The following is a 17,817-nucleotide window of genomic DNA, read 5'->3' as shown; positions in this document are numbered from 1 at the left end:
AACATAATTGGCCTGTCAGAATGCCCTAACAGGCCACAAGCGTGCGCGAAGCGCAATCGGTTTCAACCGTTTTTTGGAAGAAGCGTTTGAGAGGCGGGGAGTTGACCGCGGGCCGTCACGATGACTTCGGCACGGGTCGGTCCAATCAAGTTTTCAAGCCGCTCGGAAAGTTCGGATTGAAATTCGTCGATCTCCATTGCGAGAACAGGCTTTTCAGGGTCGATATAAACGGCAGCATAGTGCATGCGCCCGGCCTGCAGTACGGCTGCCCGTTGAAGCCGGAAGCCCTTTTCGCGCGCGAGATCGCGTGCCGCGCGCAAGACCTTGGCGTATGTGTCACCCGGCGCGCTGACCCCGGCCAGGTCCGCGAGTGTCTTGCGGAACGTTGCCATTGGTTGCCAGATAATCGCCAGTATCAAAACAAGCACGATGACCGCGTCTCCGATCGGTACATATGGACCGAGTGGCGTGTCTTCCAGAAAGGGCAGTGACAGAAGTGCAGCGCCCGCGCCAACACTGAGCGCACCGTCTATCATCGCGGCTTTGGATTCGGTTTTCAAAAGAGCGCTGCGCTTGCCTGTCGCTTTGTAGGCGCGGTGGTAATTGAATGCCAGCGCGAGGCAGATAATCACAATTCCGACCGAGTAGAAAACGATCGGTCCGAATACCAGTTCTGGTACCTCTCCGCCGGTGAAGAAAGTCCAGATCTTGAGGCCTGATACAACCGCTGCAAACACCAGAATACCAACAAGAATGAGGCTTCTGAAGGTGACGTAGAGTACTTCGTCGAAATCGTGGCCCCATGGGCGGCTGCGGGTTGGCGGCAATCCGACCCGGGCTCCGATGCGCGCGGCAGCAATGGCGGAAACGAAATTGACCGCTGAATAAAGCCCATCCACCATCATGGCGTCGGATCTTGAGAGCCAGGCTGTCAGGACACCGGCAAATGCCATGAACAGATTTGCCCACTTGCCGACGGTCAGGGCGTTGCGTTCGGTGTCCCGGTTGTCGGCCATGCGTCTCAGTTTCCGCGTTTCAGGGATCCCATCAGACCACGAACAAGCGCACGGCCCAAGGAGCTTCCGAGGCTTCTGGCAGCCGACTTCAGTCCAGCTTCCAGAACCGTATCCCGCTGGCTTCTGCGTCGCGAGCGTCTGTCGATGCTGTCTTTCTTCGGACGGTCGTCGCGGCCGAAATCCGGCAATTCAAAGCCGGACCGGGAGCGTCGGGGCTCGCCATGTTTGCGGGCGTGCTTTTCTTCCTTGTCGCGGCTGCGCTGCTCCTGGCGCTGCTCTTCCTCAGCGCGGCTCATCAGGATTTCATAGGCTGATTTTCTGTCCTTGGCCCGCTCGTAGACGCCGAACACCGCGCTTGATTGGATAAGGCTGCGCCGCTCCGCCTGGGTGATCGGCCCAAGCCGGGAAGATGGGGGACGGATCAGTGTCCGTTGCACGATCGAAGGAATTCCCTTTCCTTCAAGTGTCGAGACCAGGGCTTCACCGACGCCCAGTTCGGTTATGACGCGTTCGGTGTTGAGATCGGGGTTCGGCCTGAATGTTTCCGCCGCCGCTCTCACCGCTTTCTGATCGCGCGGCGTAAACGCGCGCAGTGCGTGCTGGATCCGGTTGCCGAGCTGCGCCAGAACAGTCTCGGGAATGTCGAGCGGGTTCTGGGTCACGAAGTAAACACCGACGCCCTTGGAACGGATCAGGCGCACGACCTGCTCAACTTTTTCGACAAGAGCTTTTGGCGCACCACTGAACAGCAGATGGGCTTCGTCAAAGAAGAAGACCAGTTTGGGTTTTTCCGGGTCACCGATTTCGGGCAGTTCCTCGAAGAGTTCCGACAGAAGCCACAAGAGAAAGACAGCGTAGAGCCTGGGCGATGTCATCAGCTTGTTTGCAGCGAGAACGTTGACGACACCGCGGCCATCCGGCCCGACCCGGATGAAGTCCCGGATATCAAGCGCCGGTTCGCCGAAGAAATTCTCGCCTCCCTGCCGCTCCAGAACGAGCAACCGGCGCTGGATTGCTCCAATCGATGCCTTGGAGACATTTCCATAGAGGGTAGACAATTCGGACGCACGTTCGGCCACATGAGCCAGCATGGCGCGCAGGTCCTTCAGATCAAGCAGCAACAGCCCTTCGTCGTCGGCCAGTTCGAAGAGGACGTTCAGAACGCCTTCCTGGGTATCGTTCAGCTCCAGAAGACGCGACAGAAGCAACGGTCCGATTTCAGAGACAGTGGTCCGGATCGGGTGTCCCTGTTCGCCGAGCAAATCCCAGAACACGGCGGGAAACGCCTCATAAGTGTAGGACTCCGAGATGCCGATGTCCCTGGCTCGTTTTTCAAGAAAGTCCTTGGATACCCCTTTTGCGGCGAGCCCTGACAGATCTCCCTTGATGTCGGCGCAGAACACCGGCACGCCAGCTTTTGAGAATCCTTCGGCGAGTATCTGAAGCGAAACGGTTTTACCGGTGCCGGTGGCGCCCGCGATCAAGCCGTGCCGGTTGGCAAGTTTCAGCGCCAGTGTTTCGTCCTTGGCGCTGGCGCCAATGTAAATGCTGTTCTTTGCCGTCACGGTATCCCCCGAATCCTTCACACTTTCCACAAATCTAGCAAAGGCCCTGAAAAAAAGCGCGCCCGTGATGCAGTGTCCGGTCGACGTCGATCGGCAATTGCATATATAGAAACGCCGGGCAGCGTGTCCGAACCTGGACCACAAGAATTCATCGCAAGCTGGAGAACAGTATGGAAGAGCTCGTCAGCCGTGTAATGTCGGCAGCCGGAATTGACAAAGACCTGGCGACAAACGCAGTCGGCATCATTCTGAATTTCCTCAATAAAGAGGGCCCCGAAGACAAGATGAAGCTCATATTTGACGCCTTGCCGGGCGCGGCGGAACTTGTGGCGGGCCGCCAGGAAACAGGATCGGGCGGTGGTCTGATGGGTGGTCTGGGCAACATGATGGGAGGCAAGATGGGCGCCATGGCAGCGCTCAGCGAGTTGAACGGTGCAGGCCTCGACATGGGCGGAATTCAAAGTGTTGTGAAAGAACTGGTTTCCTATGCTAAGGAAAAAGCAGGGGACGACGTTGTGGATGAAGTTATTTCACAAATTCCGGGGTTGAGCCAAGTCGTCTAACTGCCCCAGGGTTCGACCGCCGGTCTTATAGGGAGTTCAGTGCGCATGTCTTATTCGATCGATGAAATCGAGGGCATCGGCCCGACTTACGCAGCGAAACTGAGTGAATTGGGCATCAAGACGACGGAAGCATATCTTGAACGCGCAAAGGACCCGAGCGGACGCAAGGCGCTGGAAAAGGATACCGGAATCGACGGCAAGCGAATCCTGAAGTGGGCCAACATGGCCGATCTGATGCGGATCAGCGGTGTCGGTGAGGAATATTCCGAGCTGCTCGAAGCGGCTGGAGTCGATACCGTGAAGGAATTGAAACACCGCAATGCGGCCAACCTGGCCACCAAGATGAGCGAAGTGAACGAGGAAAAGAAACTTGTTCGTCAGGTTCCGAGTGAAAGCCAGGTGACGAAATGGGTCGAGCAGGCAAAAGAGCTGCCGGCGATGATGACCTACTGATCAGAAACGGCAAAGACCCGAATAGTGAAAGGCGCGTCAATGACGCGCCTTTTTGTAATTCATCGCGGTATGCCGCCTGCCGACGTTATGTTGTTCACATCGAGCAAGCGAAGCAATCAGACGCTGATCTGTCCGTATCGCAGCGCTTCGACAACCGTATGGGTCTTGTTCGACGCGTTCAGTTTCACGCTGGCATTTTGAAGATGGGCGTGGACGGTTCTTTGCGAAATATCCAGCACGTCGGCGATTTCGCCTGCTGTCTTGCCGTAGGCGGTCAATTCGAGAACCCTGCGTTCGCGGTTTGAGAGCGCGCCGGGCCGCTGGCCTGAAATGACGCCGAGTTCACGAAGCCGGGAGAACGCGGCAGCCGACAGAACTTCCAGATTTGCCAGATCGTACTTGTTCACCTGCAGTGACGGACCGCTTGCGAAAACGAACGCCTGGAACGGATAAAGTTCTGTTACCGGAACCACGACGATCTGACTGCCTTCACCTGCCGAGGCGAGGAGGTCGGAATGTTCCATGTCGCCGGCACTGATCGTCCAGACCCGGGCCCGGTTCGATCCGAGGCCAAGCATCAGGGCGCTGTCATTTGCCGATAATGACGTGCTTTCGATGCCGTCATTGCGCTGATCGGGCCAACGAAACCGCTGGACAAGGTTGTCAATCGGCCGGTTCGGCATCGGAAGGCCGGTGATCAGAATATGTGTCGCCCCCATGCGGCGTAGATTGGATTCCAGTATATCGAGAACATGGTGGGCTGCATTTGCCTCTGAGATAGCTCTCAGCTTGCTCTTCAATTCCGTTTGATCAAGCATTGTGCACATCCTTGGCGACTAAATTTGCCGCGCGCTTGCGATCGCAATGGAATTATCCACTCACGCCGCTGATGGGTTAAGTTCTGACTTTGTCCCGCCCGTTTTGGATAAAGATCAAAGCCCGGTGCCGCACATTTTTGTTGGGGGGGTATATTTCCCCATGCGTCGGCCTGATAACGCTACAATACAATTGATGATCGTACCAATAGGGAAAACTGGCAAAGTTTGCGAATTGCGCCAATAAATTGACAATATGCCTACATTTTTGCCGCTGCAGACCTGTTTTGCGTATTGTTTTTTTGTCTGGAGCTGAAATTGGCAATGCGCACAATTTGCGCTTTTGGTTCGATGGCAACGAATCATCACGGTTCATCGCGATCGCATGCGCGGCGATGTGAGGGTTTGCCGCAAGTCAAACATCCGATTTTCAGACCTAACCCTTTATGCTGAGTTGCCAAGCTTCCCGGGCGAGGACTAAAACTTGGCTCAAGGGAGACTATTGCAATGACGCTGAGTTTTACCGGACCGGATAGCTTCTACTCTGTCGACGAAGAGACGTGGTGGGCGTCCGTGGACAAGGCCTTGAAGGGCATGCCGAGACAGAAGCTTTTTGCTTCAACCGACGATGATCTCGAAATTGCGCCACTTTACGCGCGCCGCAGTGATACGCCTGTGCGCGATCTGCGGTCCGGTGCAGGAAACTGGACGGTCACTCAACGCGTGGATCTTCCGGATCCCGGCAAGGCCAACAAACAGATCCTGGAAGACCTTGAAGGAGGGGCGGACGGCATCGAGCTGGTTTTGGCTCGCGCAAATGCCGGTGGTGGCATCCGGGCATCAGATTTGAAGGATCTGGACAAGCTGCTCGGAGGTGTGCAGCTTGACCTGATCCGAACCAGGGTCAACGCCGGGCAGGGGAGTTGTGACGCAATTGCCCTTTTGTCCGCTTACATCGAAAAAACCGGCACCGATCCGGCATCCGTGGAGATTTCGTCGGCATTCGACCCGTTCACATCGGGTGCTCGTGATCTGTCGGTTTCCTTTGACGCCGATGCCGCGTTGCTGCAGACGGCTGACCTCGCCAACGCAGCTTCCAAACTCGAGAGCCGCCTTCGGTCGCTGAATTCAGACGGTCAGGCCTGGCACAACGCAGGAGCAACTCCGGCGCAGGAGCTCGGCCTCGTTCTGGCTTCGGCAACTGCGCAGCTGAGGTTGCTGGAGCAGACAACGGTCCCGCCGGAGCGTTGGTCGGATCAAATGTCCCTGACGCTGGTCGCAGATGCGGATCAGTTCGGGACAATTGCGAAGGCACGCGCCATCCGGGCGCTCTGGTCGTGTGTTCTGGAGGGGGCAGGGCTACCGCAAACGGCTGTGCAGCTGCACATGTCGAGTTCCTATAGAATGCTCACGGCACGCGATCCTTGGGTGAATCTTCTCAGAAACACCGTAGCCACCTTTGCCGCCGGAATAGGTGGCGCTGACAGCGTTTGCGTGTTGCCGCACACGCTGGCTGTTGGTCTGCCGGACGGTCTCGCACGGCGGCTTGCCCGGAACACACAGGCAATTCTTCTGGAAGAAAGCAATCTTGCGAAAGTCATCGACCCGGCAGCAGGCTCAGGCGCGATCGAGGACAGGACGGAAAAACTGTGTGCGGCAGCTTGGGGGTTCTTTCAGGAAATCGAAGCAAGCGGTGGACTTGCCGAGGCGTTGCATCGAGGACTTGTGCAGAAGCGAATAGCTTCATCAAAATCCGTATTGAGCAGAAACGTTGCGCGCAGAAAACGTCCCATCACCGGTGTGAGCGAATTTCCCAACCTTTCCGAAGCTCCCGTGCCTGTTCTTGAAGATGTTTCTGTCCACCACTGCGAAAAGAATGTTGCGTCCTTGTCCGAACTGCCGGAGGCCGGTACCGGTGCGCGAACGCTTGCTCTTAAAGCGGCAGCCCTGGCGGGCCTGTCCTTGCCCGGTTTGCTGGATCAGTCCGACCTTGAAACGTCCGGGCCTGGCGAAGCGCGTCTGGCCGAGCCGTTCGAGCAACTCCGGCTTGTAGCAGACCGATTTGAAGACAAGACCTCCAAAGCACCTGTCGTTTTCCTGGCAAGCCTCGGTGCGCTTGCGCAATTCACCGCCAGGGCGACATGGACGGCAAATGCTTTTGCTGCCGGTGGAATATCAACGGTCGCACCGGCAGAATACGCGTCTCAAGATGACATGATCGCCGCATTCAAGGACAGCGGCGCTTCCCTGGCCTGCCTTGTCTCATCTGACGGTATTTACGAAACCGAAGCGGGGCCGGCAGCGATGGCCCTTAAGGGCGCCGGTGCAAATCATGTTTATCTGGCCGGTCGTCCAGGGGAACGCGAATCTGAACTGAAGAATGCCGGAGTTGATGCATTTCTATTTGCAGGTTGCGACCTTCTTGAGCTGCTGAAGGACGCACACGCCCGGCTGGCCGGGGCTGCTGGCGTCGAAAACTCAGATCTGGAGGTTCGATCATGAGCAGGATCCCGAACTACTCGGAAAAGCCGTTCCAGAATGTCCTGGGGGAAGCTGACGCACAGTCGAAAGACAGTTGGCTGACACCCGAAGATATCCAGGTACCTCCGGTCTACCGCGCTGGGGATCTGGACGGGCTCACCCATCTCGATACCTGGCCCGGATTGCCGCCGTTCCTGCGCGGACCCTATCCGACCATGTATGTCCAGCAGCCATGGACCGTCCGTCAGTATGCGGGGTTCTCGACGGCCGAGGATTCCAACGCCTTCTACCGGCGCAATCTCGCGGCGGGACAAAAGGGCCTCTCTGTTGCCTTCGACCTGGCCACGCACCGTGGTTACGACAGTGATCACCCGCGTGTTGCCGGCGATGTCGGCATGGCCGGAGTGGCAATCGATTCAATCTACGACATGCGCACGCTCTTTTCCGGTATTCCGCTGGACAAGATGAGCGTGTCGATGACCATGAACGGCGCGGTTCTGCCTGTTCTGGCGCTCTATATCGTGGCTGCGGAAGAACAGGGTGTCGCGCAAAAGGACCTGTCCGGAACCATCCAGAACGACATTCTGAAGGAGTTCATGGTCCGCAACACCTATATCTATCCGCCGCAGCACTCGATGCGGATCATTTCCGATATCTTCAAGTTCACGTCGCAGAACATGCCGCGGTTCAATTCCATCTCGATTTCCGGCTATCACATGCAGGAAGCTGGCGCGACTGCCGATCTGGAGCTCGCCTACACCATCGCCGACGGCATCGAGTATGCCCGTGCCGGGGTCGCGGCCGGTATGGATATCGACCAGTTCGCACCACGCCTGTCGTTCTTCTGGGCGATCGGCATGAATTTCTTCATGGAAGTGGCCAAGCTGCGTGCGGCACGGCTGATCTGGGCTACGCTCATGCAGGAGAACTTCCAGCCGAAGAATCCCAAGTCCCTGTCCCTTCGAACCCATTCCCAGACCTCCGGCTGGTCGTTGACCGCGCAGGACGTTTTCAACAATGTCATCAGGACCTGCATCGAGGCGATGGCAGCGACGCAGGGGCACACGCAGTCCCTGCATACCAACGCGCTCGATGAGGCGCTGGCCCTGCCGACCGATTTTTCCGCCCGGATTGCACGCAATACCCAGCTGTTCCTTCAACAGGAGAGCGGCACCACCCAGGTCATCGATCCGTGGGGCGGGTCCTACTACGTCGAAAAACTGACGTCGGACCTGGCTGAAAAGGCCATGTCCCATATCCGCGAAGTCGAGGAACTCGGCGGTATGGCCAAGGCCATTGAGAAAGGCATTCCCAAACTCAGGATCGAGGAGGCGGCTGCCAAGACCCAGGCGCGGATTGACAGCGGCAACCAGACCGTTGTCGGTGTCAACAAATACAAGCCGGAGAGCGAAGAGGCGATCGACGTCCTGAAAGTCGATAACGCCCAGGTACGTGCCGCGCAGATCGACAAGCTGAACCGTTTGAGGCAAGAGCGAAACGAGAACGAAACACAGGCCGCGCTGGACGCCCTGACAAATTGCGCCCAGACTGGAGACGGGAATCTCCTGGACCTGTCGGTCAAGGCGGCGCGCGCCATGGCGACTGTCGGCGAGATCTCGCTTGCCATGGAAAAGGTATTCGACCGGCACAAGGCAGAAATCAAGTCGATTGCCGGGGTTTACAAACGAGAGGCGGGAGCCATGTCCGGCACAATGGAGAAGGTTCAGAAGCTGGTCGAGGCGTTTGAAGACAACGACGGCCGTCGACCGCGAATTCTTGTTGCCAAGATGGGTCAGGACGGTCATGACCGGGGCCAGAAGGTGATCGCGTCAGCCTTTGCCGATCTCGGCTTCGACGTCGATATCGGCCCACTGTTCCAGACACCGGAAGAGGCTGCCCGTCAGGCGGTCGAAAACGATGTTCACGTGGTCGGCGTTTCCTCATTGGCCGCAGGGCACCTGACCCTTGTTCCGGCGCTGAAGAAAGCACTTGCTGACGAGGGACGGGAGGACATCATGATTGTCGTCGGCGGTGTCGTTCCACCGCAGGACTACGACGAGCTCTACCGGTCAGGTGCTTCGGCGATCTTTCCGCCGGGAACGGTCATCGCCGAGGCAGCCGTCGGTCTGATCGGCAAGTTGAACGCGCAGTTGGGATATGGGCCGGCGGAGGCGGCAGAGTAATTCGGCCTGAGGAAATTCGCATTTTGAAACAGTGATGCTTCCTTGGGCTGTCTTCAGGTTTCCGGTTTCTCATAGATCAGGATATCGCCCGGCTGGCAGTCCAGCACTTCGCAGATCTTTTCGAGCGTGTCGAACCGGACACCCTTGACCTTGCCGGATTTCAAAAGGGAGACATTCTGCTCTGTGATACCGATGCGTTCCGCGAGTTCCTTGGACCGCATTTTCCGGCGGGCGAGCATGACATCCAATTCGATAATGATGGGCATGATGGGTTCCCGGTGCACCGTTGCTATATTATTTGTCTGTTTTCTTCTGCAAGCAGAGCGGCTTCGCTCATGATCCATCCGAACAGGAGCAGGAGAACCCCGAGACTCATGCTAAATATTTCACCGCCATCAACAGTTACGTCAATAATCCTTTCGCCTGCCGGATAGTCCAGGGTGACAATAAGCGAAGCGAGCGGATCACTGGCAAATTCGAATAGTGCGCAACATATCAGCCATGTTCCAAGCGAAACCACGGTTTTGAGCGGCCGTGCGGAAAAGAACTCCAAGGCCTGAAACTGCAAACAAAGACTACGCAGGGTCAAAAGCGCACCGAACGACAAGGTGAACATGCACAGGGCGACAATCGTCAGGGCACTGCGCTGGACGAGAGAAAGGTCAGCAAAGGCGCGTTCCGAATCTCCGATCGATATTGTTTGTTCGCCGGTGAGCGCGGCCACCTGGGGAAACAGAACGGAAAGCACAAGCAGTGCCGTGAGGATAATCAATACCGGAACACAGGCTGAAACGGCCCATTTCATGAGCCGGGCACCAAGCTGAATGCGCCGGAGGCGCCTGGATCTGGTTGATGTCACATGGTGGATCATCTGATGGTTCTCCTGCATCGCATCAGACAAATTGGCGGTTTTCGTCCGCAATAAGCGCCGCTTCACGCAGTATCCAGCCAAACAGGAGCATGAGCGCTCCAAAAATGAAACAGAAGATTTCTGCGCCATCCAGAGTGACTTCCACCGAACGTTCGCCAGGCGGCAAATCATAGGTCACAATTACCGAACCAATCGGATCGCTGATCAGATCGAAAGCTGCGAACACGATCAGCCAGACGCCAATCGATATGACATTGGCCAGCGTTTTCGGCGAAAAGAATTCCATCATCTGGAAACGCTTGAAGACCTGCCTGATGTTCCAGATTGACAATGCAAGCAGCGAGAGCGCGATGCAGAACAGCACTGCGACACCGATCCGCTGAATATGCGGAATTTCATCAATCGGCCGCTCAATATCCGCAACGTCGATCGTCTCTTCCGGGGAAATCAGAAGATCAAACGGCACGATGATTTCGACGAGAACGAGCCCGCCGAACAGCACCATGAAGGCAAGGATCACCGTTACGGTCCATTTCATGAATGCCGACAATCTTCGGATTCTCGTCAGTCGCTTTTCACGCTCTGCCCATTCAAGGTCGCTCATTGATCGCTCCGATTGGTATTCCAGCACGACGTGTCTATAGCGCCAGTCACTGAAATGCAAATATTTTGATATTGCTATTGACAAAAAAATTAATGCAGACATTTTTAAAATTATCGTTTTACAATAATAAATGAATGTTGTAACTCGAGCGAAAGTTCAAAAACTCAAGTGAGATCAACAATGGTAAGTTCTTTTGCTAATTATGATATATTCTCTTCTCCCCGATCCGGGCGCGCCAAGGTCTTGAGGAGGTTGCGGTGCCATTGGCTCCTTGAACCGGCAATACTCTGCGCTGTTTTGGCCGTGTTGGTTTCCGGGGCGCAGGCTGCCGACCTGGGGGACTACCAGGAACCTGGTTTCGAACCGCCAGCAGCGCCAAGCTCGATCTGGACAGGCCCCTATCTGGGTTTCGAGACCGGGGCTTCCCAAACGGTTACCGACGTCACGGCTGGCGGAAAATCCAAGGATCTTTCGCGGGTCGATGCAGCATTTGGCCTGTTCGGCGGCTACAACTGGCAAGTCTCCCGCATCGTACTGGGCGTCGAAGGCGGTGCCACCTATCTCGGCGGGCGGGAAAAGGGAACCCATCCAACACTGGGAACCGTTGAAACCGGTGCGAAATGGACTGCAAGCGCCAAGGCCAGGGCGGGTATTCCGCTCGGCAACTTCATGCCATATCTGAGCGCCGGTCTGGCTGCCACCGAACACAGCCTCAAGGCGAACGGCAAGGAACGGACTTCCGTCTCGGTCGGACCGGTCATCGGGGGTGGGTTGGAGGTTGCCTTCAGGGACAACTGGCGTCTGCGTGCCGATTACACGCTGACGGGTATCATCGACGACAAGGCGAACTACGGCGGCACAAGTGTTGAAAGAGCGTCGGGCAACCAACGCTTCATGATCGGCGTTTCAAGGGCATTCTAGCTATTCCGGATTGGAATGGAACGACATTGCCTCGGCTGCACTTCCGGACAGGGAAAGGCAGCCGTTTTTCCTTTCAAGACACTGCGACCCGGCTGTTAGCCGTACACCAGGATTGGTATCCGGTTGATCAGGTCGTGGCACAGCTTGCTGCGCGCAAGTCCGGCGACGTGCAATGCCGGGAAGGGCAGGGTGGACGTTAAAAAATGGTCATCGATACATCGGCTTCACCCGACCGCTCAGAAAGAATAGTGCCTTTCCCAGGCACGGTGCCTCGAAGTCTGGATGCGCGTTGGCAAGGTCGGGAACACCACACCAGAGCCCCGGATCGTCAGGATTATCGAGACCGAAAGAAAAAACCGTCAACCCAGAGCGGCAAGGCCCGTCAGGTCGGCAAGCACGGCTTTCGGTGCAAGGTCCGCATATTCGTCAGGCATACCCATCCTGTTCATCCAGACGGTACGGAAGCCAAACGCGGTTGCTCCTGCAATGTCCCAACGGTTCGAGGACTGAAATGAAACTTCTTCCGGATAAATTCGGAATTGAGTGGTGACCATTTCATAGACCTGCGGGTCGGTCTTGAAGGTCCTGAGATCGTCTACTGAAAAGATCTCGTCAAACAAATCCGTCAGTCCGGCAGCCTTTGCGGCAGCTTCCAGCATTGCGGGTGAACCGTTGGAGAGGATTGCGATCTTTGCGCCTGTTGCCTTCAGGTCCGTCAGGACCTGTGGCACTTCGGGATAGCAATCAAGTTCCCAATAGGCGTTCAGGAGATCGTCGCGCAGGGATTTGTCAGCGGAAGGGACAAGGGCGAATGCCGTATCCAGGCCCTGCTGGGTTAGTTCCCAGAAGTCCTTGTATTGACCCATCAGGGCGCGAACCCAAGAGTATTCAAGCTGTTTTTCACGCCAGATTGAAGAAAATCGCTGCGCATCGGGACCCAGCTTTGCCGCATGCTTGCGAACCGCAGCATGGACATCAAACAGGGTGCCGTAAGCATCAAACACGAACGCGGCATGCGCCATGACGGGAATTCCTTCGTCGGGGTTTCGGGACTGCGGAAGAAAACCGTGCAGCCACCGAAACGTCAAGCGCCGAGGGGTGCGACAAAAGTCGTATCTTTCGGACTATTGTGCCGGAGGCAAGGTAACGGCGCCGTCCGCTTCGATTTTCCAGAAGGGATTGTGAGCGATTTCAAGCAGGTGTCCGCCAGGAACCCCAACGTAGGACGAGTACCCGCCCCAGAAAGCCTTCTCCGGATGCTTGACCGGGTCTGCGCCCGCAGATACGGCCTTTTGAAAGATGGCATCCACTTCCTGTTCGGACCGTGCATTCCAGGCGAGCGTGATTGCTCCGGTCGTGTCTTTCGTGACATCTCGCCCGATTTCCTTTTCCAGCGCTTCACGGCTGTAGAGTGCGAACACGCCGCCAATTACCTGGAAAAAGACGACATCGGGCGACGGTGCGGCATTGACTTTCCAGCCAAGCCCTTCCTCGAAGAAACGACGAGCCTGAGCCACGTCGGGTACGGCAAGGGTTGTCATTGAAATGCGCTGTTCCATCGTTCGGTCCTCACTCATGAAAGGAACATATAGTGAACAAAATTGATTTCCTGTCAATTCCATTTCGCCTTGCGTCGAGCAGGCCGGCTGAAGTGTGACGCCCGGGAACGTTTCAAACAAACACGATGAGGCATTTTTTTTGGTGACAAGATTTTTTCAAATTCTGAAACAAGTCGAACAGAATTATCCCTGTCACCGTCAGATACCGAAAGAAAGGCGGCAACTTTCTCATTCCATCGGGTAAGCTGTTGACCTGGGCTGGTCACCGGTGTTGTGTCTTCGGCTGAAATGCCGATCCAAATACGCAAAGGGAAAAGCAATGAGCGGATTGAGTGATACGTGGACCTGGATCGATGGCACCTGGCACGAGGGCAATCCGCCGATCATGGGACCACGTACGCATGCGTCCTGGCTTGGCTCGAGTGTTTTTGACGGCGGACGTTTTTTTGAAGGAGTTATGCCGGACATCGATCTTCATTGTCAGCGTGTGAACGATTCTGCCGTCGCGCTGGGGATGAAACCCACCATGAAGGTCGGGGAAATGATCGAGCTGACGCGAGAGGGTTGCGCAAGGTTCGGCACCGATCAGCATATTTATGTCAAGCCCATGTACTGGGTCGAGGCCGATGGCCACGGGGTCATTACCGGCGACCCGGAAAGCACCCGGTTCTGCCTCTGCCTTTTCGATGCTCCGATGGCGCCGAAAGATGCGGCCATGAGCATTACTTTGTCGCCCTTCCGCCGCCCGACAATGGAATGCATGCCGGTGAATGCCAAGGCAGGTTGCCTTTATCCGAACAATGCAAGGGCGATGCTGGAGGCCAAGGGGCGCGGTTTCGACAATGCGGTCGTGCGCGACATGTTGGGGAACGTTGCCGAACTGACGTCCGCCAATGTCTTTCTGGCCAAGGACGGCAAGGTTCACACTCCTGCGCCCAACGGTACGTTTCTGGACGGCATCACGCGGCAGCGCATCATTCAGCTGCTGCGCTCATCCGGCTACGAGGTGTTCGAGCGCACAATGCATTATGACGAGTTTCTGGACGCGGACGAAATATTCTCGACCGGTAACTACAGCAAGGTAACTCCGGTAAAACGCATCGAGCAACGTGATCTGCAACCTGGCCCAGTAGCAGCGAAGGCCCGCGAACTCTACTGGGACTTTTCCCACGCCTGAGAACGTCCGCGCTACTCGCGAACAACGAGGGCCGCGGCTACCAGCAGCGCTGCCGCGGCGACGAGCGAGGGGGCCTCGAATGACCCTGTCACGGCATGAAGTTTGCCGGCCAGCCATGGCCCGATGACCTGACCAAGGCCGAATGCAGCCGTCAATATTGCGAGCATCTGACGTTCGGCGGCCGGGCCACCGGAGCTTGCCTGTCTGCGACCTTCAATGAGGCCGAGAGCTGTTATTCCCATGAATGTTCCGCCAAGCAGCGCGGATCCCAGGAGAAACAGAAACGGTTCAGCGCTGACAACGGTCAGGGCGACGCCACATGATTCCAGGACACATGCCAGCGCAAAGGCCTTTCGGCCTCCGGTTCTTGCCGAAACCTTGTTCCAGAACAGGATCGAAGGCGCGGCGAAGAGGCCGACAGTGAGCCAGACAAACGGTTCGCTCGACTGAAGGGCCGGTTCCGAGCGTGCAATAGCGGAAACGAATGTCGCGGTGATCACATAACCGAAACCGAACAAGCCGTAGGCGGCGATGAGCCGCAACAGACTGCTTGTCAGAAAGTTTGTCCTTGTTTCCGCTTTGCGAGTATCGATTTGGGTGGATGAACTTCTGTCGGTGGGGGCAGGGACGAGACGTGCAGCTGCTGCAAAGAAAAGGAGCGTTGCAATTCCGCTGGCAATCCAGAGCAGCCTCCAGTCCGCGGAGTAGGAGGCTACACCTGCAACAAGTATCGCGGAAAACGCGATGCCGCAGCCAACTCCGGCAAAGTGAAGAGCGGACAAGTCCCCGCGTCCCGCCGCGTTCAATCGCTCCAGGATGAGTGTCGTTGAAAACACGAGAACAAAGGCACTTGCAATGCCGCTGACGAAGCGGAGGACCAGAAAAGCGGCAAGCGCGGTGGTCAAGGCCATTGCAAGGCTTGTCAACGCGCTGACCAGAAGGCCACCCAGAAACCAGTGTCTTGGATTGCCTGGCAATGATCTTGCCGCACCCGCAAGAGCACCTGTGAGGTAGCCGAGAAAATTGGCGGATGCAATCAGGCCGGCATCGTCAGCTGGCAGTTGCAGTCCATCCTGCATAAAAGGAAGGATCGGTGTGTAGACAAAACGCCCGATTCCCATTGCTGCAGCCAGCGAAAGCAAGCCACCAAAAGCGAGGGGTACAAATGAACGGTCTGGTGTCGACATTTGGTCACTGGAAATCATTGGTGGAAAGGTGAAACGGACGGGGCCTGCAGACCGGGCCGCAGACATGCAATGATGCTACAGATACGGGAGCAGATAGACAAACACCGCTAAGACCAACTGATCAAGTCTCCGCAACATTCATCCAATCAAAGGTGTCGCCTCCGACGGAGCGAGACTTTTGGCCTGGACAGGTTTGGATTGTTTCTGTCTTTGAGCCTCTCACCGTCCGGACCTGCAGCTCACAAACAATTCTTGTCAAAAGCGAATTGAGCGCAGTTCATTGTGATCGGGATCTCGGGAAGGCAGCGCGAAGACGGTAAAACGGCACCTGGCCGAGACCGGTGACAACGCGCAAACCTTGAATTCAATGTGACCGGTATTGTTGTTCCAATGAAAAACAAACAATCCGGAACTCAGAATATGCCCTGTGCAACGATCATCAGAATTCCAGCACCGACAATGTAGCCGGCATCGATGGCCAAGGCAGGCGTCGACTTCCCGCAAAACGCACCGTTTGAAACGGTCAGCAGCGCGGCAGCCAGAATGGCCAGGATTGCGGTGATGAGGGCGTCAATTGTCGCAGTGACACCGACCACGGTGGCCAGCAGCAAAAGACCCAGTATCTGCAGCACCATTGCGCCCATTGGCGGTCTGCTGTCCGACTTGAGTTCAACACCGGAGCCTTCGGCCCACACCCTGGCAAACAGCAGGGGTGAATATACGAGCCAGCCGAACAAAAACGCCGCTATCGTGCCGACCACAACTGCGATCCAATTCACATTGTCAAATTCCATACTCGCCTCCCGCTTAGGACAGTGCCATCTGGCCGGTCGAACGATCCAGTCGCCTGTGAAGTAACGCGCACACCTTCATTCAACCGTATGGATGAATTATCAGCTTGCCGTTTAACAGTCAACTAATTGGTTTAGTTTGTGGCCCAAACGACCGTGCCTGGAGGCATGAATCCTTGACGTGACAAAAAAATAAGGAAAAAATTGTTTTATTTTCGAATTCCGAACTTGCCGATCTGGCTGGGGAATCCTATTTTGCGGCACGAAGCGGCTCGAAGGACCTCGTGTCCGGTCCGCCGGTCCCCGACTAAACCTGAGGAGTTTGTCATGTCTTTCGAATTGCCTGACCTGCCGTATGCATATGATGCCCTGGCACCTTACATGTCTTCCGAAACCCTGGAGTTTCACCACGACAAGCACCATCAGGCCTATGTCACAAAGGGCAACGAACTGCTCGCAGGCAGCGGACTTGAAGGCAAGTCTCTTGAGGAGATTGTCAAAGCAAGCTTCGGCAGCAATGCTCCGCTCTTCAACAACGCCGGGCAGCACTACAACCACATCCATTTCTGGAAATGGATGAAAAAGAATGGCGGCGGCACATCCTTGCCGGGTGCAATTGCTTCGGCAATCGACAGCGACCTTGGCGGATACGACAAGTTCCGCGCCGATTTCATCGCCGCCGGAATGGGCCAGTTCGGTTCAGGCTGGGCATGGCTCGCTGTCAAGGATGGCAAACTGGCAATCATGAAGACACCGAACGGCGAGAACCCGCTTGTTCATGGTGCGGTACCGGTTCTCGGCTGTGATGTGTGGGAGCATTCCTATTACATCGACTACAGGAACGCCCGCCCGAAATATCTGGAAGCGTTCGTCGACAACATGGTGAACTGGGACTATGTCCTGGAGCTTTATGAAGCTGCGACCAAGTAAGCCGGTCCTCTCATCATGAGTTGAAACCCCGGTCCCGTCAGGGCCGGGGTTTTTCGTTTCCAGGGGACTTCGGGCACACATTGTTACAATTTACAGGCGACATCACGGGAGCGTGATTTTATTCCGGAGCAATTCTTGGCTGTACTCCAACTCCTGCGCACCGTATCGGCGGTGTTTTGATCGAGAGGGAGAGGATCATGCGCATCGTAAGGAATGTTGCGGCCATTTTCATGTTGGCCGGTTTGGGATTTACAGGGTCTGTTCAGGCTGCTGATGATCCAATCGCAACGCGGCAAGCCATCATGTCATCTGTCGGCGCGGCAGCCGGCCTTGGTGGCGGCATGATGAAAGGCGAAGTCACGTTTTCGCCGGTTGCGGGGAAAGCCGCAATTGCCGCAATGAACGCCGCTGCTGCGTCTTTCGGCGACTTTTTCCCTGAAGGATCGGACCAGGGTGATACCGGCGCGTTGCCGGCCATCTGGGAAAACGCCGATGGCTTTGCTGCCGAACTTGCAAAATTCTCGGCTGCTGCCGGCAAGGCGATGGAAGCATCCGGCAAGGACGGTCCGGCGGATCTTGACGCGTTCAAGGCGGCGATGGGCCCCGTGTTCGGCACTTGCAAATCGTGCCACGAGACTTACCGTAAGAAGAACTGACCGGCGCATTACCGATATGCCGGTTTAGGCGGTTCCGGAGAGGTC

Annotated in this window: 18 protein-coding genes; 8 read left to right on the top strand and 10 right to left on the bottom strand. The window is 56.3% G+C overall.

The window, feature by feature from the left end; all coding sequences use genetic code 11:
• Nucleotides 1-62 precede the first annotated feature (62 nt).
• Complete coding sequence (locus ACO6TI_RS24130; protein ID WP_055116266.1) at nucleotides 63-1,016, bottom strand: cation transporter; 954 nt, start codon at nucleotides 1,014-1,016, stop codon at nucleotides 63-65.
• A 5-nt stretch (nucleotides 1,017-1,021) separates the two neighbouring features.
• Nucleotides 1,022-2,581 (bottom strand): helicase HerA-like domain-containing protein, encoded by a 1,560-nt coding sequence (locus ACO6TI_RS24125; RefSeq protein WP_055116912.1) that lies wholly within the window; start codon nucleotides 2,579-2,581, stop codon nucleotides 1,022-1,024.
• Nucleotides 2,582-2,670: 89 nt separating this feature from the next.
• Between ACO6TI_RS24125 and ACO6TI_RS24120 the strand changes: the two genes are divergently transcribed.
• Nucleotides 2,671-3,144 carry a DUF2780 domain-containing protein gene (locus tag ACO6TI_RS24120; RefSeq protein WP_321207123.1) on the top strand — a complete coding sequence of 158 codons (474 nt, stop codon included), beginning with the start codon at nucleotides 2,671-2,673 and terminating at the stop codon, nucleotides 3,142-3,144.
• A 45-nt stretch (nucleotides 3,145-3,189) separates the two neighbouring features.
• Complete coding sequence (locus ACO6TI_RS24115; RefSeq protein WP_029061543.1) at nucleotides 3,190-3,597, top strand: DUF4332 domain-containing protein; 408 nt, start codon at nucleotides 3,190-3,192, stop codon at nucleotides 3,595-3,597.
• 116 nt (nucleotides 3,598-3,713) lie between these two features.
• Here ACO6TI_RS24115 and ACO6TI_RS24110 read toward each other — a convergent pair whose 3' ends face one another.
• Nucleotides 3,714-4,415, bottom strand: a complete 702-nt coding sequence (locus ACO6TI_RS24110) for a helix-turn-helix domain-containing protein (RefSeq protein ID WP_029061544.1) — start codon at nucleotides 4,413-4,415, stop codon at nucleotides 3,714-3,716.
• 504 nt (nucleotides 4,416-4,919) lie between these two features.
• Here ACO6TI_RS24110 and ACO6TI_RS24105 point away from each other — a divergent pair.
• Both ACO6TI_RS24105 and scpA read left to right on the top strand, forming a co-directional pair.
• Entirely contained in the window at nucleotides 4,920-6,914 is a 1,995-nt protein-coding gene (locus ACO6TI_RS24105; protein ID WP_422383519.1) for a methylmalonyl-CoA mutase family protein, read from the top strand.
• Entirely contained in the window at nucleotides 6,911-9,076 is a 2,166-nt protein-coding gene (gene scpA / locus ACO6TI_RS24100; protein ID WP_422383518.1) for a methylmalonyl-CoA mutase, read from the top strand. The genes ACO6TI_RS24105 and scpA overlap by 4 nt, the downstream gene beginning before the upstream one ends.
• Before the next feature lie 53 nt (nucleotides 9,077-9,129).
• Here scpA and ACO6TI_RS24095 read toward each other — a convergent pair whose 3' ends face one another.
• From ACO6TI_RS24095 to ACO6TI_RS24085, 3 genes are read right to left on the bottom strand one after another with little or no spacing between them, the layout of a single operon-like run.
• Nucleotides 9,130-9,342, bottom strand: a complete 213-nt coding sequence (locus ACO6TI_RS24095; protein ID WP_029061548.1) for a helix-turn-helix domain-containing protein — start codon at nucleotides 9,340-9,342, stop codon at nucleotides 9,130-9,132.
• 23 nt (nucleotides 9,343-9,365) lie between these two features.
• Nucleotides 9,366-9,947 (bottom strand): DUF2975 domain-containing protein, encoded by a 582-nt coding sequence (locus tag ACO6TI_RS24090; RefSeq protein WP_409858303.1) that lies wholly within the window; start codon nucleotides 9,945-9,947, stop codon nucleotides 9,366-9,368.
• Between the two features lie 22 nt (nucleotides 9,948-9,969).
• A complete protein-coding gene (locus ACO6TI_RS24085) occupies nucleotides 9,970-10,551 on the bottom strand; it encodes a DUF2975 domain-containing protein (RefSeq protein WP_055116910.1) in 582 nt (193 codons plus the stop codon).
• 303 nt (nucleotides 10,552-10,854) lie between these two features.
• On the opposite strand from ACO6TI_RS24085, the gene ACO6TI_RS24080 reads away from it, so the two are divergent.
• Nucleotides 10,855-11,472 (top strand): outer membrane protein, encoded by a 618-nt coding sequence (locus tag ACO6TI_RS24080; protein ID WP_208992703.1) that lies wholly within the window; start codon nucleotides 10,855-10,857, stop codon nucleotides 11,470-11,472.
• A 359-nt stretch (nucleotides 11,473-11,831) separates the two neighbouring features.
• On the opposite strand, the gene ACO6TI_RS24075 is transcribed toward ACO6TI_RS24080, so the two are convergent.
• Together ACO6TI_RS24075 and ACO6TI_RS24070 are read right to left on the bottom strand one after the other, a co-directional pair.
• Complete coding sequence (locus ACO6TI_RS24075) at nucleotides 11,832-12,494, bottom strand: haloacid dehalogenase type II (RefSeq protein ID WP_055116907.1); 663 nt, start codon at nucleotides 12,492-12,494, stop codon at nucleotides 11,832-11,834.
• A 102-nt stretch (nucleotides 12,495-12,596) separates the two neighbouring features.
• Entirely contained in the window at nucleotides 12,597-13,031 is a 435-nt protein-coding gene (locus tag ACO6TI_RS24070; protein ID WP_055116905.1) for a VOC family protein, read from the bottom strand.
• Nucleotides 13,032-13,350: 319 nt separating this feature from the next.
• Here ACO6TI_RS24070 and ACO6TI_RS24065 point away from each other — a divergent pair, with 319 nt between their 5' ends.
• Nucleotides 13,351-14,208 (top strand): branched-chain amino acid aminotransferase, encoded by an 858-nt coding sequence (locus ACO6TI_RS24065; RefSeq protein WP_055116254.1) that lies wholly within the window; start codon nucleotides 13,351-13,353, stop codon nucleotides 14,206-14,208.
• A gap of 11 nt (nucleotides 14,209-14,219) precedes the next feature.
• Here the strand turns inward: ACO6TI_RS24065 and ACO6TI_RS24060 are convergent, their stop codons facing one another.
• A complete protein-coding gene (locus ACO6TI_RS24060; RefSeq protein WP_209013246.1) occupies nucleotides 14,220-15,395 on the bottom strand; it encodes a YbfB/YjiJ family MFS transporter in 1,176 nt (391 codons plus the stop codon).
• 413 nt (nucleotides 15,396-15,808) lie between these two features.
• Complete coding sequence (locus ACO6TI_RS24055) at nucleotides 15,809-16,189, bottom strand: DUF1761 domain-containing protein (protein WP_196876808.1); 381 nt, start codon at nucleotides 16,187-16,189, stop codon at nucleotides 15,809-15,811.
• Nucleotides 16,190-16,513: 324 nt separating this feature from the next.
• Between ACO6TI_RS24055 and ACO6TI_RS24050 the strand changes: the two genes are divergently transcribed.
• Together ACO6TI_RS24050 and ACO6TI_RS24045 are read left to right on the top strand one after the other, a co-directional pair.
• Nucleotides 16,514-17,116 carry a superoxide dismutase gene (locus ACO6TI_RS24050; RefSeq protein ID WP_055116253.1) on the top strand — a complete coding sequence of 201 codons (603 nt, stop codon included), beginning with the start codon at nucleotides 16,514-16,516 and terminating at the stop codon, nucleotides 17,114-17,116.
• 197 nt (nucleotides 17,117-17,313) lie between these two features.
• The gene (locus tag ACO6TI_RS24045) at nucleotides 17,314-17,772 is read left to right on the top strand and encodes a c-type cytochrome (RefSeq protein ID WP_104702021.1); all 459 of its coding nucleotides are present in this window, start codon (nucleotides 17,314-17,316) and stop codon (nucleotides 17,770-17,772) included.
• The last annotated feature ends 45 nt before the right edge of the window (nucleotides 17,773-17,817 follow it).

It is taken from the genome of Roseibium album (genome assembly GCF_965233825.1).
Classification (GTDB): Bacteria; Pseudomonadota; Alphaproteobacteria; order Rhizobiales; family Stappiaceae; genus Roseibium; species Roseibium album.
The sequence above is the reverse complement of the archived record's forward strand: the minus strand, read 5'-3'. Positions and strand labels throughout refer to the sequence as shown.

Bases quoted from the DNA above. Each gene is read 5' to 3' on its own strand.
- scpA (WP_422383518.1), top strand. From the start codon at position 6,911: ATGAGCAGGATCCCGAACTACTCGGAAAAGCCGTTCCAGAATGTCCTG.
- ACO6TI_RS24045 (WP_104702021.1), top strand. From the start codon at position 17,314: ATGCGCATCGTAAGGAATGTTGCGGCCATTTTCATGTTGGCCGGTTTG.
- ACO6TI_RS24055 (WP_196876808.1), bottom strand. From the start codon at position 16,189: ATGGAATTTGACAATGTGAATTGGATCGCAGTTGTGGTCGGCACGATA.
- ACO6TI_RS24115 (WP_029061543.1), top strand. From the start codon at position 3,190: ATGTCTTATTCGATCGATGAAATCGAGGGCATCGGCCCGACTTACGCA.
- ACO6TI_RS24130 (WP_055116266.1), bottom strand. From the start codon at position 1,016: ATGGCCGACAACCGGGACACCGAACGCAACGCCCTGACCGTCGGCAAG.
- ACO6TI_RS24065 (WP_055116254.1), top strand. From the start codon at position 13,351: ATGAGCGGATTGAGTGATACGTGGACCTGGATCGATGGCACCTGGCAC.
- ACO6TI_RS24050 (WP_055116253.1), top strand. From the start codon at position 16,514: ATGTCTTTCGAATTGCCTGACCTGCCGTATGCATATGATGCCCTGGCA.
- ACO6TI_RS24085 (WP_055116910.1), bottom strand. From the start codon at position 10,551: ATGAGCGACCTTGAATGGGCAGAGCGTGAAAAGCGACTGACGAGAATC.
- ACO6TI_RS24070 (WP_055116905.1), bottom strand. From the start codon at position 13,031: ATGGAACAGCGCATTTCAATGACAACCCTTGCCGTACCCGACGTGGCT.
- ACO6TI_RS24090 (WP_409858303.1), bottom strand. From the start codon at position 9,947: ATGATCCACCATGTGACATCAACCAGATCCAGGCGCCTCCGGCGCATT.
- ACO6TI_RS24110 (WP_029061544.1), bottom strand. From the start codon at position 4,415: ATGCTTGATCAAACGGAATTGAAGAGCAAGCTGAGAGCTATCTCAGAG.
- ACO6TI_RS24105 (WP_422383519.1), top strand. From the start codon at position 4,920: ATGACGCTGAGTTTTACCGGACCGGATAGCTTCTACTCTGTCGACGAA.
- ACO6TI_RS24060 (WP_209013246.1), bottom strand. From the start codon at position 15,395: ATGTCGACACCAGACCGTTCATTTGTACCCCTCGCTTTTGGTGGCTTG.
- ACO6TI_RS24095 (WP_029061548.1), bottom strand. From the start codon at position 9,342: ATGCCCATCATTATCGAATTGGATGTCATGCTCGCCCGCCGGAAAATG.
- ACO6TI_RS24075 (WP_055116907.1), bottom strand. From the start codon at position 12,494: ATGGCGCATGCCGCGTTCGTGTTTGATGCTTACGGCACCCTGTTTGAT.